The 17,580-nt window shown below is 78.4% G+C and carries 17 protein-coding genes, 1 tRNA gene, 1 pseudogene and 1 riboswitch; of the genes and pseudogenes, 11 read left to right on the top strand and 8 right to left on the bottom strand.

The genetic code is table 11. From position 1 onward, the window contains the following. The 3 genes and pseudogenes from ACFY07_RS23990 to ACFY07_RS23980 all read left to right on the top strand — a co-directional run. Positions 1-326, top strand: a pseudogene (locus ACFY07_RS23990) (RNA helicase); the annotation flags it as partial. A 430-nt stretch (positions 327-756) separates the two neighbouring features. Next, on the top strand, positions 757-3,783 hold the full coding sequence (locus tag ACFY07_RS23985) for an FG-GAP-like repeat-containing protein (RefSeq protein ID WP_390871490.1): 3,027 nt from the start codon (positions 757-759) through the stop codon (positions 3,781-3,783). 132 nt (positions 3,784-3,915) lie between these two features. Next, positions 3,916-3,988 (top strand) — tRNA-Lys (locus ACFY07_RS23980). A gap of 342 nt (positions 3,989-4,330) precedes the next feature. On the opposite strand, the gene ACFY07_RS23975 is transcribed toward ACFY07_RS23980, so the two are convergent. Both ACFY07_RS23975 and ACFY07_RS23970 read right to left on the bottom strand, forming a co-directional pair. After that, on the bottom strand, positions 4,331-5,737 hold the full coding sequence (locus ACFY07_RS23975; protein WP_390871488.1) for a hypothetical protein: 1,407 nt from the start codon (positions 5,735-5,737) through the stop codon (positions 4,331-4,333). Positions 5,738-6,143: 406 nt separating this feature from the next. Next, a complete protein-coding gene (locus ACFY07_RS23970; RefSeq protein ID WP_390871486.1) occupies positions 6,144-6,782 on the bottom strand; it encodes a histidine phosphatase family protein in 639 nt (212 codons plus the stop codon). A 198-nt stretch (positions 6,783-6,980) separates the two neighbouring features. Further along, a riboswitch (cobalamin riboswitch) is annotated at positions 6,981-7,073 on the top strand. Positions 7,074-7,132: 59 nt separating this feature from the next. Between ACFY07_RS23970 and ACFY07_RS23965 the strand changes: the two genes are divergently transcribed. The 6 genes from ACFY07_RS23965 (at position 7,133) to ACFY07_RS23940 (ending at position 10,672) form a co-directional block, all read left to right on the top strand. Continuing rightward, positions 7,133-7,357, top strand: coding sequence for a CbtB-domain containing protein (locus ACFY07_RS23965; protein WP_390871484.1), 225 nt, complete (start codon positions 7,133-7,135; stop codon positions 7,355-7,357). Positions 7,358-7,468: 111 nt separating this feature from the next. Then, a complete protein-coding gene (locus ACFY07_RS23960; RefSeq protein ID WP_390871543.1) occupies positions 7,469-8,227 on the top strand; it encodes a CbtA family protein in 759 nt (252 codons plus the stop codon). A gap of 82 nt (positions 8,228-8,309) precedes the next feature. After that, entirely contained in the window at positions 8,310-8,699 is a 390-nt protein-coding gene (locus ACFY07_RS23955; protein WP_390871482.1) for a hypothetical protein, read from the top strand. Between the two features lie 243 nt (positions 8,700-8,942). Beyond that, complete coding sequence (locus ACFY07_RS23950) at positions 8,943-9,209, top strand: metal-sensitive transcriptional regulator (protein WP_230652139.1); 267 nt, start codon at positions 8,943-8,945, stop codon at positions 9,207-9,209. A gap of 176 nt (positions 9,210-9,385) precedes the next feature. Continuing rightward, positions 9,386-10,327: a hypothetical protein gene (locus tag ACFY07_RS23945; protein WP_390871480.1), complete on the top strand. Its 942-nt coding sequence runs from the start codon at positions 9,386-9,388 to the stop codon at positions 10,325-10,327. Between the two features lie 78 nt (positions 10,328-10,405). Continuing rightward, positions 10,406-10,672: a GlsB/YeaQ/YmgE family stress response membrane protein gene (locus ACFY07_RS23940; RefSeq protein ID WP_390871479.1), complete on the top strand. Its 267-nt coding sequence runs from the start codon at positions 10,406-10,408 to the stop codon at positions 10,670-10,672. Between the two features lie 53 nt (positions 10,673-10,725). Here the strand turns inward: ACFY07_RS23940 and ACFY07_RS23935 are convergent, their stop codons facing one another. After that, complete coding sequence (locus ACFY07_RS23935; RefSeq protein WP_390871541.1) at positions 10,726-11,838, bottom strand: cobalt-precorrin-5B (C(1))-methyltransferase; 1,113 nt, start codon at positions 11,836-11,838, stop codon at positions 10,726-10,728. Between the two features lie 131 nt (positions 11,839-11,969). Between ACFY07_RS23935 and ACFY07_RS23930 the strand changes: the two genes are divergently transcribed. Further along, positions 11,970-12,704 carry a cobalt-precorrin-6A reductase gene (locus ACFY07_RS23930; protein WP_390871477.1) on the top strand — a complete coding sequence of 245 codons (735 nt, stop codon included), beginning with the start codon at positions 11,970-11,972 and terminating at the stop codon, positions 12,702-12,704. A gap of 130 nt (positions 12,705-12,834) precedes the next feature. On the opposite strand, the gene ACFY07_RS23925 is transcribed toward ACFY07_RS23930, so the two are convergent. The 5 genes from ACFY07_RS23925 to ACFY07_RS23905 form a co-directional block, all read right to left on the bottom strand. After that, entirely contained in the window at positions 12,835-13,461 is a 627-nt protein-coding gene (locus ACFY07_RS23925) for a precorrin-8X methylmutase (protein ID WP_230652145.1), read from the bottom strand. A gap of 75 nt (positions 13,462-13,536) precedes the next feature. After that, entirely contained in the window at positions 13,537-14,376 is an 840-nt protein-coding gene (locus ACFY07_RS23920) for a hypothetical protein (RefSeq protein WP_390871475.1), read from the bottom strand. A gap of 64 nt (positions 14,377-14,440) precedes the next feature. Further along, positions 14,441-15,136 carry a dienelactone hydrolase family protein gene (locus ACFY07_RS23915; RefSeq protein ID WP_390871474.1) on the bottom strand — a complete coding sequence of 232 codons (696 nt, stop codon included), beginning with the start codon at positions 15,134-15,136 and terminating at the stop codon, positions 14,441-14,443. Between the two features lie 29 nt (positions 15,137-15,165). After that, complete coding sequence (locus ACFY07_RS23910) at positions 15,166-15,885, bottom strand: hypothetical protein (protein ID WP_390871472.1); 720 nt, start codon at positions 15,883-15,885, stop codon at positions 15,166-15,168. A gap of 163 nt (positions 15,886-16,048) precedes the next feature. Beyond that, entirely contained in the window at positions 16,049-16,327 is a 279-nt protein-coding gene (locus ACFY07_RS23905) for a DUF6343 family protein (protein WP_230652153.1), read from the bottom strand. Between the two features lie 276 nt (positions 16,328-16,603). Between ACFY07_RS23905 and ACFY07_RS23900 the strand changes: the two genes are divergently transcribed. Further along, positions 16,604-17,440 (top strand): SAM-dependent methyltransferase, encoded by an 837-nt coding sequence (locus ACFY07_RS23900; RefSeq protein WP_390871470.1) that lies wholly within the window; start codon positions 16,604-16,606, stop codon positions 17,438-17,440. Positions 17,441-17,580: the final 140 nt, after the last annotated feature.

Genomic DNA, 17,580 nt, shown 5'->3' with positions numbered 1-17,580 from the left:
GTTCGTTCGAGCGTCGGGACGACCGTGGCGGCTTCAACCGCGACCGCGGCGGCGACCACCGCGGCGGGGACCGTCCGGCCCGCTCCTTCGACCGCCCGTACGGCGGCGACCGCGACCGCGGCGCCCGTCCGTCGTTCGGCGACCGGGACCGCACCAGCCGCCCCCAGGGCCGGCGCGACGACCACCGCTCCGGCGGCCGCTCCTTCGGCGACCGTGAGCACGGCGCCGGCGGCCGCGGCTTCGAGCGCCGCGACAACGGCGGCAGCAGCAGCGGCAGCGGCTTCGGCGGCGCCGACCGCAAGCCGCGCTGGAAGCGCAACGGCTGACCCGCCGTCGGCCGGCCCGCAGCGGCCGACCCCGTACCGGCGGCGCCGGTGACCACGGCTCGGGGCCGCCTCCCCCGGACATCGTCCGGACGGGAGGCGGCTCCGGGCCGTCTCCGCGTCCGCCCCGGGCCGCCCGCACGCACGGGCGGACCGGGGCGTCCGCCCCGGACGCGCTGGTACCGGGCCTGCGGTGTCCACCCCGCCGCGCCCCCGACGTCCCGCCGCTGCCGTGTGTCCGGATCGGCCCTGTCCGTCCCGCGGACATCGCGCGCATCCCGCCCGGACCGCCTCTCCGCCCGGTGAGGCGTCCCGCCCGGGTGCTAGGCTCCGGCGACCGCACGTGATCATGAGGCGCCGTCCGCCGCTGCGAGGCCGCCCTGTCGCCGTGCTCCACCGCCCCCACCGCACTCCCGTGCTCCAGGAGCCGTCCTTGCGCAGGCCCGCCGCCGCCTTCACCGTCCTCGCCCTGACCCTGTCCCCGCTCGCCGCCGTGCCGTCGGCCGCAGCCGCGTCCGCCCCCCGGGGTGCGGTGTCCCCCCAGGAGGCGGTGATCCCCGCCTGGACCCTGCCCGGCGTCCAGACCGACACGCCCTCCCTGGGCGGCACGACGGGCTTCCTCCACACCCAGCAGGCCCTCGGCCTCCTCTGGACCTCCTACGACGGCGCGACCCGCAGAGTCGCCGCCCCGCCGGAGCAGGCGTCCGGTACCTGGACGGGCGGCCCCGACGTCGTGGCGTCCCCCCGCAACCCGGGGAGGACCACGGCCGTCCTCCAGGACATGGCCACCGGAGCCGTCGCAGTGGTCCCCGTGCCGACGGGCACGACCTACCGGACGACCGCGGGTTCCACCGTCGTGGCCTCGGGCACGGCCGCCGACGGGACCCAGACCCTCCACCTGCTGACCCCGCGTACGGACGGCACCGTCGGCCGGGAGCAGGTCGGCGGCCTGCCCGCCCGTATACGCACGTTCAACTCCTTCCTGTGGACGGGCCCCCGCGGCTTCGCCGTGACCATGACCGACACCTCCGGCGCCTCCCACCGGTCGTACGTCACCCTCGCCGACCACACGGCACGCCCGCTGCTCGAACAGCACACCGTCGACGACGCCCCCTTCGTCCGCGGCAGCGACCACCTGGGCGTGTGGACCGCCGACGGCCGCTTCCTGCTGTACCGCTACGACGACCTCGACACCCCGGAGCGCAGCTACCCGCTGCCCCGGCAGGCCGCCGTCCGGCCCGTCGGCCTGGTGGGCGACTGGCTGCTGGCCGCCCGGTGGGAGGCTTCCGCCGACGACCCCGGAACGGGCCCGGGCACCGACACCCCCGCCTTCCGCACCGTCGCGATCCACCTCACGGACGGCGAGGAGCGGCCCCTGCTCGCGACCGCCACCGCCCAGGGCGTCCCCCTGCCCGACGGCGGTGCGCTGCTCGTCGGCGGCTCCGGCGCCGACGCCGCGGCGAGCCCCGACTGGGGCGTCCAGCGTGTCGAGCCGGACGCCTCGGGCGTCCCGGTCCTCCACCGGGTGTACACCCCCACGCCGAACCGCACCCTCGTCCGCGGCCTCTCGACGGCCCAGGGCTGGCTGACGGCGCTGACCCTGCCCCCGAGCGGCCGGGCGGCGTCGCTGACCAGCCGGCAGATCGGAGCGGCGGGCGACATCACGGTGGCCGCACCCTTCACGACCGCCGCCGGTGCGCGCTACGCCGACTGCTGGCTGGGTGCGGACTGCCCGCACTTCCTGGAGACCGGGCAACGGGCCGAGCAGCCCGACGACACGCTCGGCGGCGCCGGACAGGGCCCCTCCGAGGTCGTCGACGCGGACGGCCGCCACGTCCTCCACCGGGTGCGGCAGGCCGGGGGCGGCGCGCTCGTGGAGGTCGTCGACACCGACTCGCGCCACGTCGTGCGCACCGGCACCGGACCGGTCGGCGCCCTGCACGGCACCGCGCTGCTGCAGCCCGGGGCCGCGCCGGGCACGGTGTCCGTGACCGACATCGCCACCGGCAGGGCGGCCGCCCCGATCGCGCTGGGCGCCTCCTGCACCCCCACCGAACTCCAGGCGACCGGCCGCTGGGTGTACTGGGCGTGCGGAGCCGAGCAGGCCGGAGTGCTGGACACCGCGGCCCACCGCACCACCCCGGTCCCCGCGGGCGGCCGCACCGTGCTCGGCGACGGCTTCACCGTCCGCGCCGACGCCGGCGGCCTGCTGACCCTCACCGACGTGCGGGGGGACGCCCCCGTGTCCCGTCCGGTCGGCACCGCCCGCGACGCGGACCCCGGCGACGGCTGGGCCGTGGACCGCAACGGCGGCCGCATCGCCTACGTCGACGCCCAGGACGCCGTTCACGTGCAGGCCAGCGGCGTGCCCGCCTCGCCCCTGGCCGTGGCCGACCGCCGGGAGGGCGCCGCCGCGATCGACCTGCGCTCGGGCGAGAGCTGGCACAGCACCTGGTGGCTCACCCGTCCGACCTCCGGCTGGCGGCTCGAGGTGCGGGACCCGCGGACCGGGCGCGTCGTGCGGACCGCCTCCGGCCGTCCCGCCGCGGGCCGGGTCGAGATCTACTGGAGCGGGCGGGGCAGCACCGATGCCCGGGTCGCCGACGGCACCTACGCCTGGTCGGTGGCCTTCACCCCCGCCGACGGCACCGGACCGGTGGCCACCGCCTCCGGCACGGTGCGCGTGAGCGGCGGCGCCCCCGCCGCCCACGACTACGGCTCCTCCGCGCTCGGCGACGTCCTCGTCTCCAACTCCGCCGGGGACGTCGGCTACCGTCCGGCCACCGGCACCGGCGGCGTCGGCGCCGCCCGGCGGATCGCCGCCACGCACATGCCGCTCCTGAGCGCCGTCGTGCCGATCGGCGACCTGGACGGCGACCGCTGCAACGACGTGCTGCTCCGCTTCCGGGGCACTCTGGAGATCGCCTACGGCACCTGCGGCGGCACGGTCCGCCCGTCCCTCGCGGTGCTCGACGAGGAGGGCTGGGGCCGGTACGACCGGCTCCTCTCGCCCGGCGACCTGACCGGTGACGGACGCCCGGACCTCCTGGCGCGGGACCGGTACGGCGTGCTGTGGATGTACCCGGCGAACAGCACCGGCCGGCTCGACCCGCGGCGCAGGGCCGGCTCCGGCCTGTCCGGCTACACGCTGCTGGTGGGGGCCGGCGACCTGAACGGCGACGGCGTCGGCGACCTGCTCGGCCGGGACCGGGCCGGGGTCCTCTGGCGGTGGTTCGGCAACGGCGCGGGCGGCTGGAGCGCCCGTGTCCGGCTCGGTTCCGGCTTCAACGCCTACAACGCCCTGGCCGGCGTCGGAGACCTCACCGGCGACGGGAAGGCCGACCTCGTGGGCCGGGACACCCGCGGCAACGTGGTCCGCTGGAACGGCAGGGGCAACGGCTCGTACGCGGGCGGCACCCGGATCGCCACCGGCTGGCAGGGCTACAGCGGCCTGTACTGAGCCCGCCGTCCCGCCGGGGGCCGGAGCCTCGAGGCCCCCGGCGGGACACCCTCTCAATGCAGTGGCGGACACCCGGGGATCTCCGGGTACGCTTCACTCGGCAGCAGCCGCGTTCACCGGCGCACTGCCGGCGGGCCGCTAGCTCAATTGGCAGAGCTGCGGACTTTTAATCCGTAGGTTCAGGGTTCGAGCCCCTGGCGGCCCACCCCGCCCGACCTGCACCGGAACACGACGGAGGCCCCCGCGGAGACCGCGGGGGCCTCCGTTTGTGCCTCGCCGGCCCGCGGCGGGCCGGGGTCCGCCCACCGCGGCCTCCGTGAGGCATCGGGCACGTCCCCCCTCCACCCCGTCCGGGGCGGGCTGACGGGGCGGACCGCACCCGGGGCTCCGCGACGCCGGTACGGCCCGGGACCGCGGTGCCGCGGATGCGGCGTGCGGCGGACGCGAGGATGCTGAACGGGTGGCACGGGGTACTTCGGCGGGTGGTGCGGACGCGCGGCGGCTGCCGGGTCCCGGACGGGTCAACTATGCGGGGGCGGTCTACGGTTCACTGCTCGCCGCCTCGGTGGTGGCCGGAGCCGGGACGCCGGGTCCGTACCCGCGCCTGGAGCTGGCCCTGCTGCTCCTCTGCACCGGTGTGGTGTTCTGGGCCGCGCACGTCTACGCGGGCTTCGTGGGCGAGCGGTTGCGCGACCAGCCTGTCGGCCGGGCCGGCGTCCGCCGCATCTGCACGCGCGAGTGGCCGATCGTCCAGGCGGCCTTCCTGCCGGCCGCCCTGATCGCGTCCAGCCCGCTGCTGGGACTGGGCTTCAGGGGCGCGGCATGGCTGGGGCTGGGCGCCGCGGTGGTGCAGCAGGTCCTGTGGGCCAGTGCCGCAGTGCTGCGGGCCGGAGCGGCCTGGTGGCAGGTCGTGTCCGCCGGTGCCGTCAACCTGCTCCTGGGGCTGGTCCTCGTCGTCGCCAAGGTCTGGCTCCAGCACTGACGCGCCCGGGTTCCTCCCGCCCGGCGCGGCGGAGGACGGGCCGGCGGCCCGTCGTGCCGGGCCGGGGTGCCGTGCGCCGGACCACGACGCGCGCCGGACCACGACGCGCGCCGGACTGCGACGCGCGCCGGACTGCGACGCGCGCCGGACTGCGACGCGCGCCGGACTGCGACGCGCGCCGGACTGCGACGCGCGCCGGACGTCGGCGACCCGGACGTCCTCGGTCTCCGGGGCGCCGAAGGGCTCCACGAAGGCGCCGTCGCGGGTGGCGGTGACCTCCAGGGCGAGGTTGCCGCCCATGAAGCGCAGGTCGATGCGGGCGCGGGGCTCGCCGGGGCGCTGCGGCATGCGGTGGATGCACTCGGCGGGGTAGTCCAGGCCGGTCAGCTCGGCCTGCAGCGCCTCGTAGCCGGTGACCGCGGTGCCGCGGAGGGCGGCGGTGATGCGGTCGGCGTGGGCGGTGCCCTCGCACGCCTCGATCTCGCTCAGCGGGACCTCGCGGGGCGCGCCGGTGCGGGGGGCGGTGGCGGTGGGCGCGGGCGGCTCGGGGGCGTCGGCGGGGAGGGGGACGGCGATGTCGCCGTGGGCGTCGGGGGTGCCGGGCGGGGTCCGGCCCGGTCCGAACCGCGGGGTCTGCGGGCCCTCCCAGCCGGGCAGGTCCTCGGGCCGCGGGGCCGCGTCGCCCGGGTTCCGGACCGGCAGGCCCTGGGGGGCGGAGGCGTCGCCCTTGTCCCCGAGCGTCCGGGAGGCGCAGCGCTGCATCGTGCGGTTGACCAGGTCGAGGAAGCGCATCTGCGGGTCGCCGGCGGCAGGCGGAGCCTCCTGCCGGGCTGCCGGGGCGTGGGCGGCGGCGGGGGCCGCGGAGGCGTGGCCGGCACCGGCGGCGGCGGGGGCCGGGGTGCCGCAGGCGGAGAGGGCGGCGCAGCCGAGGGTCGCGGCCAGCAGGGACTTCGTCAGGGAGATCGATCGCATGGGTGAATGATCGGGCCGGTGATCACCGCCCCACCTGAGTACCCGTACTCACCTTCTCCCGGGGCCGGTGCTCGGTCCGGACCTGTCGGCAGCCGTGAGCCGTGGGCGGTCAACTCCCCTTGACCGCCGAGGGTTTGGCCGTACGTCCGGAGGGCGGCCGCGGCGGCAGGGCCCCGCAGCGGGCGGCGGCGTCCTCGCGCCGGCAACGCGGCGGGGCTGCTCGCCGCGCCCGTCCCGCCGTTCCCCGGGACCGGCGGATCCGTGGGGCCGCGCGAGGCCGATGGGCCGCCGGGTGGTCCGACGGCCTGTCGGCGGACCGTACCGCGGTCCGGCGGCCCGTCCCGGTGGAGGAGCCGCCCGGTCCGGCACCCCGGGCTCCCCACGGGTCCCGCGCTCCCGGGCGGGGTCAGCGGGCGGCTTCGCCGCCGTCCTCCCCGACGGGGAGGACGGCCGGGGCGAGCGGGGCGCCGGGGCGGAGGTTCCAGCGGCCGGCGCGGCCGCTGAGGGCGGTGGCGGTGAGGGGTGCCACGTCCAGGCGCCAGAAGGTGCGGGGCGGGGCGCCGAGGGCGTGGACGGCGGCGGCGCGCACCACGTCCGGTTCGGCGACCGCGACGACGCGGGCCGGGCCGCCCTCCGCCAGGCCGTCCAGCCAGGCGCCGACCCGGGCGAGCAGGCCGAGCAGGGACTCGCCGCCGTGCGGCGCGGCCGCGGGGTCCGCCAGCCAGGCGGCGACCGCAGCGGGCTCGGCCGCCGCGACCTCGTCCAGCCGCAGCCCCCGCCAGCGGCCCGGGTCGCACCCGCGCAGCGCGTCCTCGGGGGCGGCGCGCAGGCCGAGGGCCGCCGCCGTCTCCCGGCAGCGCGCCGACGGGGAGGCGAGGACCAGGGCGCCGCGGGGAGCCCGCCCGGCCGCCGCCCGTGCCCGCCGCAGGCCGCCGGCGTCCAGGCCGCCGCCGCCGCTGCCGTCCGGTCCGCTCCCGTCGCCGAACCGCGCCTCGCGCAGCGCGGCGCAGCCCGCCGGGGCGACCAGGGACACCCGCACGGTCATCGGTCCTCCTCCTGTCCGGATCCCGCGGGGGATTCCCCGCCGGGGCCGCCGGGACCCTGCTGACGGCGGATCGCCCGGACCGGGGCGCCGGGCGCAACCGGCCCGTCCGGGGCCGCCGCCGGTCCGGATGCCCGAAAGGCGCCCTTGGCCCGACTGCCCGTTCACGGTACGGTCGTCGCACCATGACGACGGCGTGACGGAAGCCCGGTGAGAGTCCGGCACGGTCGCGCCACTGTATGCCGCGCAGGCGCAGCCCTCCCTCGGGGGGATGCGGTTGACGGTAAGTCAGACCCGGCGCCGTCGTCCGTGCTCCATCGAGTGGGACGCGTGTTCCCAGAGGAGGCCCTGCCATGGCAGAGACCGCCGTTCCGGCTGCCCTTCCCCCCGTCCGCCCCGTCGCGGCACCCCTGTCCGTCCGCGAGATCCTGCCGTGGGCGGCCTTCCTGGCCGTCATGGCCCTGGTGGTGCTGTACTTCGTCGGCGCCGAGCAGGGCGCCACGTCGCTCGTCTCCGGCGAGGCGGTGCACGAGTGGGTGCACGACGCCCGCCACCTGCTCGGCTTCCCCTGCCACTGAGCGGGGGACGCACCCGTGAAGCCCGCATCCGGCGGGCGTTCGCCCGCCGCCCCCGTCCCCCCGCCGTCCCCGCCGCCCCCTCCGTCCCGTCCGGCACCCGCCGGGTCGGCACTGGTCCGGGCCCTGCTGGTGCGCGGCATGCTGGCGGGCCTCGCCGCCGGCGTGGTCGCGCTCGCCGTGTCGTACCTGCTCGGGGAGCCCCGGGTGGAGGCGGCCGTCGCCTTCGAGGAGTCCCACGCGCACGGGCACGGGCACGGCGAGGAGCTCTTCAGCCGGACGCTGCAGTCGACCGGCGGCCTGGCCACGGGGGTCCTGCTCTTCGGGACCGCCGTGGGCGGCGTCGCGGCGCTGGCCTTCTGCTTCGCCCTCGGCCGCACCGGCCGCCTCGCCCCCCGGGCGACCGCGGCGCTGGTGTCGCTCGCCGCCCTGGCGGGCCTGTACCTGGTGCCGTTCCTGAAGTACCCGGCGAACCCGCCGTCGGTCGGCGATCCCGACACCATCGGGAGGCGCACGGCCCTGTACGTCCTGATGATGCTGCTGGGCGTGCTGCTCGCGTCCGCCGCGGCGGTCCTCGGCCGCGCCCTCGTGCCGCGGTTCGGCGCCTGGTACGCCTCCGTTGCGGCGGCCGGCGCCCTCCTCCTCGCGGTCGGGCTGGCCTACGCCCTCCTGCCGGGGGTGGACGAGGTGCCGGCGGACTTCCCGGCGACGCTGCTGTGGCGGTTCCGCCTCGCCGCGCTCGCCGTGCAGGCCGCCCTGTGGACCGCCTTCGGCCTGCTCTTCGGGGAGCTGGCCGAGCGGGTGCTGCGGCCGGGCCCCGCCCCGGCCGCAGCCCGGACGCCGCCCCCGCTCCCGGCCCCCTCCGTGCGGTGACGCCGGCGCCGCTCCCCGGGCCCGGGACGCCGGGTGGACCCGGCCCCGCCCGGGGAGCGGCGGCGCGCACTAATCTGGGGACATGTCGAACCCCGATGGCCTGCTCATCGACCTCGCCGCCAAGGTGGAGTCGGAGCACAGCAATCAGATGCCCCTGACCGTGGTCGTCCCCGGAGCCGTCATCACCGGGAAGCTCGCCCCGGAAGCCGTGTGGAAGCAGCGGGTGGCGGAGGTGCTGGGCGCCTCGGAGCACCTCAAGGGGTTCGCGGGGGTGTTCGTCCCCTCGGCGACGGCCGCGGGCGACGGGACCGGCGCCGGTGACGGCGGCGGCCGCCCGACGCACCTGTACTTCCACGTGGCGAGGATCCTCCAGGGCAGCCTCGGGCTCCCGGAGACCGGCGGCATGTACCGGGTCGCCATCGCCGACGTGAGCAGCTGGACCATCGGCGACCTCAGCTACTCCGAGCACTGACCGGGGCGGCCCTGCCGCCCGCCGCGCCGTCCGGCGGCCGGGCCGCAGCATGGCCAGCCGGGGCCTGCGGGGCGGCCCGGCCGCCGGGGCGCGGGAATGGCCGCGCGGCCCCGGCCGTTGACCCGGCGGGACGATACCGGCCCGGGTATGCCCGCCGGTCCCGCGGTGCGGGCGGACGCGCACCGGCCGCACGGCACGGCACGGCCCGCGGGCCGGACCGCCGAGGTGAAGGAGAGGGCGTCGATGCAGGTGGACGAGGAGGCGACGGGTGCGGTCCTCAACCGGCTGCGCCGCGCCCAGGGCCAGTTGGCCGGGGTGATCGCCATGATCGAGGCGGGCCGGGACTGCAAGGACGTGGTCACCCAGCTCGCGGCCGTGTCGCGGGCGCTGGACCGGGCCGGGTTCAAGATCGTGGCCAGCGGTATGCGGCAGTGCATGGCCGCCGCCGACGGCGACGCGCCGCCCATGACGGAGCAGGAGCTGGAGAAGCTCTTCCTGGCCCTGGCCTGATCCGGCCCCCGGCCCCAGGCCGTCCCGGCCCCCGGCTCCGAGCCGCAGGCCGCCCGCCGTCCGGAGGGGCGGAGACGGCGTCGCGGGGGCGCCGGCGGCCGGGCCGGACGGAGCCGCGGCCGCCGCGGCGGCGGGTGCGGCGGCCTCCGGTGCCGCCGACTCCCTACTGTGGCCCCATGGGCGATCACGACGCACAGACCACCGGGGGCGGACCGGACGACGCGGCGGGCCAGGAGATCGAGGCCGTCGTCACCCTCCGGATCCGCGTCACCGACTGGCCGGCGCTGCGGGCGGCCGGCCACCGCGCGGTGGCCGGCATCGGCTTCGAGGGCGCCGACCCCGAGCGCCAGCGCGCCGGCATGGCTGCCGAGGTCGACGAGGGCCCGCAGGGCGCCCTCAACGTCCTGCTCGACCCCGAGCAGCTGCTGGAGGGCGTCCCCGGCGTGGAGCTGCTGGGCGGCGCCCTCACCACCGCGCCCGGCGACTCCTTCGAGCCCGACTTCGCCGAGGTCTTCCCCCTCGACCTGCCCCCCGACGCCGCGGCCGGCGGCTGGCTGCTCACCCCGCGCACCGCGTGCCTGCTCCACGAGCAGCTCTCCGCGCTCTCCGACGCGGGCTACGACGACGTGGAGGAGTACGGCGGCGCGCCCGTCGAGCCCGGCGAGGAGCACGAGTGGGCCCTGCTGGGGCGGCTGCCCCGGCTGACCTGGCGGCAGGACGTCCCGTGGCGGCGCTCCATGGCCCGCGCCTTCGACGACCTCGCGGGCGACCTCGCCGACGGCCGCTGGCCGCAGCCCCGCTGCCCCGCCGAGGAGATGGCCCTGCACCTGGCCCTGGACGACGCCGCGGCGGCGCTGGAGGACGAGCCCGACCACATCGCGGAGCTGATGGAGGAGCTGCCCGCCCACCCCTACGACTACGACTGGGAGGCGTGCCGGGAGGCGTTCCTCCAGGACGGCGGCGTCCTGCTGCTGGAGGACCCCGGCGCGGACGGCATCGAGGACCCCGAGTCGGAGGCCAACCGCGAGCTCGGCCTCGGCGACCTGCGCGCGCCCGCCTGGTTCACGCCCTTCGAGGGCGAGGAGCCGCGCGACCCCGACCGGGGGTTCCGCCGGTGAAACCGCCGGGGGCCCCGGCCGCGTCCCCACCGGTGACCGTGCGCCGTCCGCGCGGCATCCGAGAGGCAGGGCACCAGCATGGGAATCGTCGCCTGGATCGTCCTCGGCCTGGTCGCCGGGGCCATCGCCAAGATCCTCCTGCCGGGGCGCGACCCCGGCGGCCTGATCGTCACGACGCTGATCGGGATCGCCGGGGCGTTCGTCGGCGGCTGGCTCTCGGCCAAGCTGCTCCACCGGACGATCGGCAACCACTTCTTCGACCTGGCCACCTGGGGCGCGGCGATCGCCGGCTCCCTGGTGCTGCTGGTCGCGTACCGGATCCTCTTCGGCAACTGCCGCGACTGACCCCGGGCCGGCGGGGGCCCGGTGCGGCCGGGCCCCGGCCGGACGCCCGGGCCTCAGCGCGGCCCGGCGGCCTCCGCGCGGCCGACGACCGCGCCCGCCCGGTCGACGCAGAGCACGTCCACCGCGACCGGCGCGCCGCGCAGCACCTCCAGGGCGGCGCCGCGGGCCGCCGCGGCGACCAGGCCGCCGAGCGGCACGCCGTCCGCCGCGCAGAGCCGGACCGCCTCCAGCGCGGTGCCGGCCGAGGCCACGGCCTCCGCGAGGGCGTCGCCGGCGCCGCCCTCGCGGGCGAGCCGCGCGAGGAGGGCGTGGTCGACCCGGGAGCGGCCCGAGTGCAGGTCGAGGTGGCCCGCGGCCAGCTTGGACAGCTTGGCGAAGCCGCCCGCCACCGTGAGCCGCGGCACGGGGTGGCGGCGCAGGTACTTGAGGACGGCGCCCGCGAAGTCGCCCATGTCCAGCAGCGCGTCCTCGGGCAGCCCGTACGCCTCGACGGCGGCCCGCTCGGAGGTGGCGCCGGTGCAGGCCGCGACGTGGGTGCGCCCGGCGGCGCGGGCCACGTCGACGCCGCGCCGGATCGAGTCGATCCAGGCGGAGCAGGAGTACGGCACCACGATGCCCGTCGTGCCGAGGATCGACAGCCCGCCGAGGATGCCGAGGCGGGGGTTCCACGTGGAACGGGCGATCTCCTCCCCGTGGTCGACGGAGAGCTCGACCTCCACGTCGCCGCTGCCGCCGTGCCGGGCGGCGACGGCCGCGACGGCGTCGCGCACCATCCGCCGGGGCACGGGGTTGACGGCGGGTTCGCCGACGGGCAGCGGCAGGCCGGGCCGGGTGACGGTGCCCACGCCGGGCCCGGCGCGGAAGACCACCCCGGAGCCGGGCGCGGCCGGGCGGACGGTGGCGCGGACCAGGGCGCCGTGGGTGACGTCCGGGTCGTCCCCGGCGTCCTTGACGACGCCCGCCATGGCCCGGCCCTCCGCCAGCTCCTCCGCGGCGAGGGCGAAGGACGGCCGCTGCCCGCCGGGCAGGACGACGGCCACCGGGTCCGGGAAGTCCCCGGTCAGCAGGGCGGTGTACGCGGCCGTGGCCGCGGCGGTCGCGCAGGTGCCGGTGGTCCAGCCGTGCCGCAGGCCGCTGCTGCGCAGCTGCCCGGCGCGACCGCCCACGCCGCCCCCGCCGCCCGATCCGTCCCGTGCGCCGCTGCCGCTGCCGCTGCCGCCGTCGCTCCGCCGCTCAGCCACGGGTGCCCCTGCGGCTGCCCTGGCGGCCGCGGCCGTGCGGGCCGCGGGGGTGTGCGGTGAGGGTGCTGGTCCTGGGCGGCACGGCGGAGGGCCGCCGACTGGCGGACGTGCTGGCCGCCGACCCCGCGGTGGACGTGGTCAGCTCGCTGGCCGGCCGCACGGCGGAGCCCCGGCTCCCCGCCGGGCTGGTGCGCACCGGCGGCTTCGGCGGCCCGGAGGGGCTCGCCGCCTGGCTGCTGGAGCAGCGGGTGGACGCGGTCATCGACGCCACACATCCCTTCGCCCGGACCGTCACCGCCAACGCGGCCGCGGCGGCCGCCGCCGTCCATGTTCCCCTGCTGGTCCTCCGGCGCCCCGGGTGGGTGGCCGGACCCGGCGACGCCTGGCACTGGGCCGGGTCGGTGGCGCAGGCGGCGCGGCTGGTGCCGTCCCTGGGCCGGCGGGTCCTGCTGACCACGGGCAGGGGGGAGGCCGCGGCCTTCGCGGGGGTGTCCGGCGTGTGGTTCCTGGCCCGGTCGGTGGAGCCGCCCGACCCGCCGCCGCCCGCCCACGTCCGGGTGCTGCTCGCCCGCGGGCCGTTCACCGTGGAGGGGGAGCGGGAGCTGCTGGCAGGGCACCGCATCGACGCGGTGGTGACCAAGGACAGCGGCGGGGAGGCCACCGCCGCCAAGCTCACCGCCGCGCGCGAGCTGGGTCTGCCCGTGCTGCTGGTGCGGCGGCCGCCGCTGCCGCCGGGGGTGCCCGCCGCGGAGGACGTCGCGGGGGCGGTGCGCTGGCTGCGGGGGCTGTGAGACCGCTGTCCCGCCGTCCCGCCGTCCCGCCGTCCCGCCGTCCTCCGCGCCCCGCCGCTCCCGCCCCCGCGTCCGTGGCCTCCGCCCGCCACCCCGTGCCGGTCACCCCGTGCCGGTCACCCCGTGCCGGTCACTCCTCGTCCGAGGCGAGCGCGTTGACCGCGGCCGCCGCCATCGCGCTGCCCCCGCGGCGGCCGTGCACCACCAGGTGGTCCAGCGCCGCGGGGTGGGCGGCCAGGGCCTGCTTGGACTCCGCGGCCCCGACGAAGCCCACCGGCGTGCCGATGACCAGGGCCGGGCGCCCGGCGCCCGACTCGACCAGCTCCAGCAGCCGGAAGAGGGCCGTGGGCGCGTTGCCGACCGCGACCACCGCGCCGTCCAGCCGGTCCCGCCACAGCTCCAGGGCGGCGGCGCTGCGCGTGGTGCCCAGCTCGCGGGCCAGGTCCGGCACGGCCGGGTCGCCGAGGGTGCACACCACCTCGTTGTCCGCGGGCAGCCGCCGGCGGGTGACGCCGTGGGCGACCATGGCCACGTCGCACAGCACCGGCGCGCCGGCCCGCAGCGCGGCCCGGCCGCGGGCGACCGCCCCCGGGCCGAACGCCAGGTCCCGGACCAGGTCCACCATGCCGCAGGCGTGGATCATGCGGACGGCGACCCGCTCCTCGGCGGGCTGCAGTCCGGCGAGGTCGGCCTCGGCGCGGATCGTGGCGAACGACCGGCGGTAGATCTCCGCCCCGTCCTTCTCGTACGCGGTCACGGGCGTCCTCCCGATGGGCTCTGGCGAGGGGTTGGGGTGCGGGGGTGTGCGGTGCCGGGGCGGGCCGGGCGGGGCTCAGCCCGCGTCGAGGAGGGAGTGCAGGGACCGCACGAGGGCGGCGGTGAAGGCGTCCCGGGTCCCCGAGTCCAGCAGGTCCAGCGAGAGGTAGGGGTTGAGGTCCTCCAGCTCGACCAGGAGCAGCCCGCCGCCGCGGGTGCGGCAGGCGTCCACCCGCTGGATCCCGTGGTCGAGGGTGTTCCAGTCGACGAAGCGCTGCGCGAACTCCAGGTCGGCCGCGTCCGCCCGGTAGGGCTCCAGCTCCCAGCGGCGGTCCGGCCGGGGTGCGTACAGGGCGTACTGGAAGACCCGGTCGACGAAGTAGAACGACACCTCGTACCGGAAGTCGATCCGGGGCTGCACCAGCAGCCCGCCGTCCGCGACGGGGCCGGCGAGGCCGGGGAGGCCGGCGGCGGGGACGGTCCGCAGGCCGAGGGAGTCGGCGCCCTGCACCGGCTTGACGACGTACGCGGGCGCCTGCGGCAGGCGGCCGAGGTCCTCGCTGCGGTCCGCGGTGGGGATGACCGGGTACCCGGCCGCGGTCAGCTCCACCAGGTAGCCCTTGCCGGCCATGTCGCCCCGGCCGTGCAGCGGGTTGAGGACGCGGGTGCCGTGCGCGGCGGCCCGGGCGCGGAACGCGTCGTACGCCTCGCGGTGGTGCAGCACCGGGCCGCTGTTGCGGACCAGGACGGCGTCGAAGCCGTCCATCAGCCGCACCGCGTCGACCGGGTGGCACAGGGCGACGGTGAACTCCTCGCGCAGCCGGGCGGAGAGGCGGGTGTCCTCGTCGCCGTAGCGGCGGCCGGCGGCGGGGTAGGTCAGGTCGGTGACGTGCAGGACGGTCGGTCTGGCGGCCACGCCGGCTCCTTCGCGGGGGACCGGTGCGGGTCACCGGCCCCCGTATGGTTACCAGGCGGCCCGGTCAGGGGCGGCCGGGGGGTGCGCCGCCGCCCCCGGAGGGCTCCGCGCCGGTGCCGCCGGGCATCCGCAGGAACCAGTCGGCGGCGGCCGCCGCCACCTCCTCCAGCGTGCCGGGCTCCTCGAAGAGGTGCGTCGCGCCGGGGACGACGACGACCTCGTGGGGCGCGGCGAGCAGCGCGGCCGCCTCCCGGTTCAGCCGCAGCACCTCGTGGTCCCGGCCGCCGACCAGCAGCAGCACGGGCGCCCGGACCCGGCCCAGCGCCCGCCCCGCCAGGTCCGGGCGGCCGCCGCGGGAGACCACGGACCGGACCCGGTCCGGCCGCTCCGCCGCCGCCTCCAGGGCGGCCGCCGCGCCGGTGCTGGCGCCGAACAGGCCCAGCGGCAGGCCGGCCGTCGCCGGGGCGGCGGCGGCCGCGTCCACCGCCGCCACCAGCCGCTGCGACAGCAGCGGGATGTCGAACCGGTACCCGGCCGTCACGGCGTCGATCCGCTCCTCCTCCTCGGTGAGCAGGTCGAGCAGCAGCGTCCCCAGGCCGGCCTGCTGCAGGACCCCCGCCACGGCCCGGTTGCGCGGGCTGTGGCGGGAGCTGCCGCTGCCGTGGGCGAAGAGCACCAGGCCGTGCGGCCGCGCGGGGAGGACGACGTCGCCGGCGAGGTGCGACCCGTCGAGGGGGATGCGGACCGGCTCCTCGGGCACGGTGCCTCCAGGTGGTGCGCGTGGTGCGGTCAGCGCCCGACGTCGCGGGCCAGTTCCAGGGCCAGCACCCGGTCGAGGTGGGCGAAGGTCTCGAACCGGGACCCGGCCGGCACCTCCTCCGCCTCCTCCAGCCGGTGCAGCAGGGCGAGGGCGGTCCGGGTGTCCAGGCCGTCGGCGAACCGGGCGCGCGCCTCACGGACGGTCGCCGCGTGCATCGGACGGGACGGCTCGCACGCCCACGCGGCGACCAGCGCCCGCCACCGGGCGGTCGTGGCGGCGGCCCGCCGCAGGTCGCCGGAGGTGAGGTCGGCCGGTTCGCCGGGCGCCAGGCCCAGGAGGGCGAGCCGCAGGGCCGGGGGGTCGTCCAGGGCGCCGGGGGGCGCCGTGACCGGGCCGACGTCGATGCGGCCGGCCCCGGGGGCGGCGTGCGGCACGGCCCCGGGGCAGACCACGTGCACGTCGGCCGGTCCGCCGAGCGCGCCGGTGACGTCCTGCACGCCCACCTGCACGGTCGGCGGGTGGACGTTCAGCAGGGCGGCGTCCCGCATCAGCTCCTTCACCCGCTCCTCGGGCAGGTCCGGCAGGGCCAGTCCGAGGACGGTCTGCCGGCCCCCGAGGGCTGCGGTGCGCAGCAGCACGTCGGCGACGACGAGCGTCCGCAGGGCGCAGAGGTCGGCGGTGCCGCCGTCCGCGGGGTGGGCGTCCGGGCAGGAGGCGTCGGCGTGGATCCGCAGCAGGGGCATGGCCAAGACGTCCTCCGGGGGTCGTGCGGCTCCTCCCTTCAGGGTGCACCGCCGCAGGGCCGCCGCGCACCCCGCGGCGCGGACCGGACCGTCACCGGCCGTCCAGCCCCGGGCCGTCCTGTCGCGGGCCGTCCAGCCACGGGCCGGGCCGCCCCGGGCCGGGCCCCCGTCACCGCCCGTACGGCGGCCGGTCCCGGGACATGCGCCGGGCGACGACGGCCAGGTCGACCGCCGCGACGGCGGCGAAGGCCGCGCACAGGGCCGCGAAGAAGACGTAGGTGTCGCGGTTCGGGGCGCTGCCGCCGGGGACGGTCCGCCAGGCCAGGAGGGCGAAGGCCGCCGCACCGACGGCGAAGAGCGCGCCGAAGACCAGCGACAGGGTGCGGCGCAGGGGCAGGTCGCTGCGGGCGTGGCGGGGTTCGGTGCCGCTGCGGCGGGGGCCGGCCATGTCGTCACCTCGATCCGGCTCGGCAGGGGCCGTTCCGTGCGGACCGGCTCCTGTCCGGCCTGGTCGCCTACCCCCGGGGCGCGGTCGCAGTCGGGCCGGTCCGGTGCCGTCCCCGCCGCCTCCCCGCCGCCTCCCCGCCGTCTCCCCGGTGGCTCCCCGGTGGGCGGGCCCCCGGGGCCGTCCCGGGCGTTCCGCCGTACGGGGCGCCGGACGGCCGGTGCGGCCCTAGCATGGCGGACTGACGGGTCGTCGGCTGCCGAGGGCAGGGGTGGGAGCATGGTGGGAACGGCTGACTGGATGCGTCCGCAGACGGGGGTGGAGCCGGTCGACCTGCGCACCGACCTGCCCCACTCGGCGCGGATGTACGACTACTGGCTCGGCGGCAGGACCAACTTCGCGCCGGACCGCGCGCTCGGCGAGATGTTCGAGAAGCAGATCCCCGGCATCCGGGCCATGGCCCGCGAGAACCGGCGGTTCCTGGGCCGTGCGGTGCGCCACCTCGCGGCGGAGGGCGGCATCCGCCAGTTCCTGGACATCGGCACCGGCATCCCCACCGAGGGCAACACCCACGAGGTCGCGCAGGCCGTCGCCCCCGACAGCCGGGTGGTGTACGTCGACAACGACCCCATCGTGCTGGCGCACGCGCGGGCCCTGATGACGGGCGGCGGGGAGGGCGGCACCGCCTACATCCACGCCGACCTGCGGGAGCCCGGCAGGATCCTCGCCGACCCGGCGCTGGCCGGGACCCTGGACCTGGACCGGCCGGTCGGCCTGACCCTGGTCGCGGTGCTGATGCTGCTGGAGGACGCCGAGGACCCGTGGGGGCTGGTCCGGGAGCTGATGGACGCGCTGGCGCCCGGCAGCTACGTCGCCGTCACCCACCCCGGCGCCGACTTCGACCCGGAGGCCATGGCCGGGGTCGCCGCGATGGCCGCCCAGGGGGGGATGACGCTGGTGCCGCGCACCCGCGACGAGGTGGCGCGGTTCCTCGGCGACTGGGAGCCGGTCGAGCCCGGCGTCGTGCCCGTCATGGGCTGGCGCCCGGACGGCGAGCCGCCGGCCGACCCCGCGGCCGCCTACTACTGGGCGGGGGTGGCCCGCAAACGCGGGTGACCCCGGCCCTCGGCGTCCCGTCCCCGGCGTCCGGCCCCGGGCGTCCCGCTGCGGGCGGCCCTTCCCGGGCGGCCCCTCTCCGCGGTGCCCCCGCCGCGGCCCTCCCCGGTGAACCGTTTCCGCCCGGTGCGCGTAGGCGC

It is taken from the genome of Streptomyces sp. NPDC001380, assembly GCF_042895785.1.
Classification (GTDB): domain Bacteria; phylum Actinomycetota; class Actinomycetes; order Streptomycetales; family Streptomycetaceae; genus Peterkaempfera.
This window is presented reverse-complemented; position numbering and strand designations above follow the sequence as displayed.

Bases quoted from the DNA above. Each gene is read 5' to 3' on its own strand.
- ACFY07_RS23965 (WP_390871484.1), top strand. From the start codon at position 7,133: ATGGCAGAGACCGCCGTTCCGGCTGCCCTTCCCCCCGTCCGCCCCGTC.
- ACFY07_RS23950 (WP_230652139.1), top strand. From the start codon at position 8,943: ATGCAGGTGGACGAGGAGGCGACGGGTGCGGTCCTCAACCGGCTGCGC.
- ACFY07_RS23970 (WP_390871486.1), bottom strand. From the start codon at position 6,782: ATGACCGTGCGGGTGTCCCTGGTCGCCCCGGCGGGCTGCGCCGCGCTG.
- ACFY07_RS23905 (WP_230652153.1), bottom strand. From the start codon at position 16,327: ATGGCCGGCCCCCGCCGCAGCGGCACCGAACCCCGCCACGCCCGCAGC.
- ACFY07_RS23975 (WP_390871488.1), bottom strand. From the start codon at position 5,737: ATGCGATCGATCTCCCTGACGAAGTCCCTGCTGGCCGCGACCCTCGGC.
- ACFY07_RS23940 (WP_390871479.1), top strand. From the start codon at position 10,406: ATGGGAATCGTCGCCTGGATCGTCCTCGGCCTGGTCGCCGGGGCCATC.
- ACFY07_RS23955 (WP_390871482.1), top strand. From the start codon at position 8,310: ATGTCGAACCCCGATGGCCTGCTCATCGACCTCGCCGCCAAGGTGGAG.
- ACFY07_RS23945 (WP_390871480.1), top strand. From the start codon at position 9,386: ATGGGCGATCACGACGCACAGACCACCGGGGGCGGACCGGACGACGCG.
- ACFY07_RS23900 (WP_390871470.1), top strand. From the start codon at position 16,604: ATGGTGGGAACGGCTGACTGGATGCGTCCGCAGACGGGGGTGGAGCCG.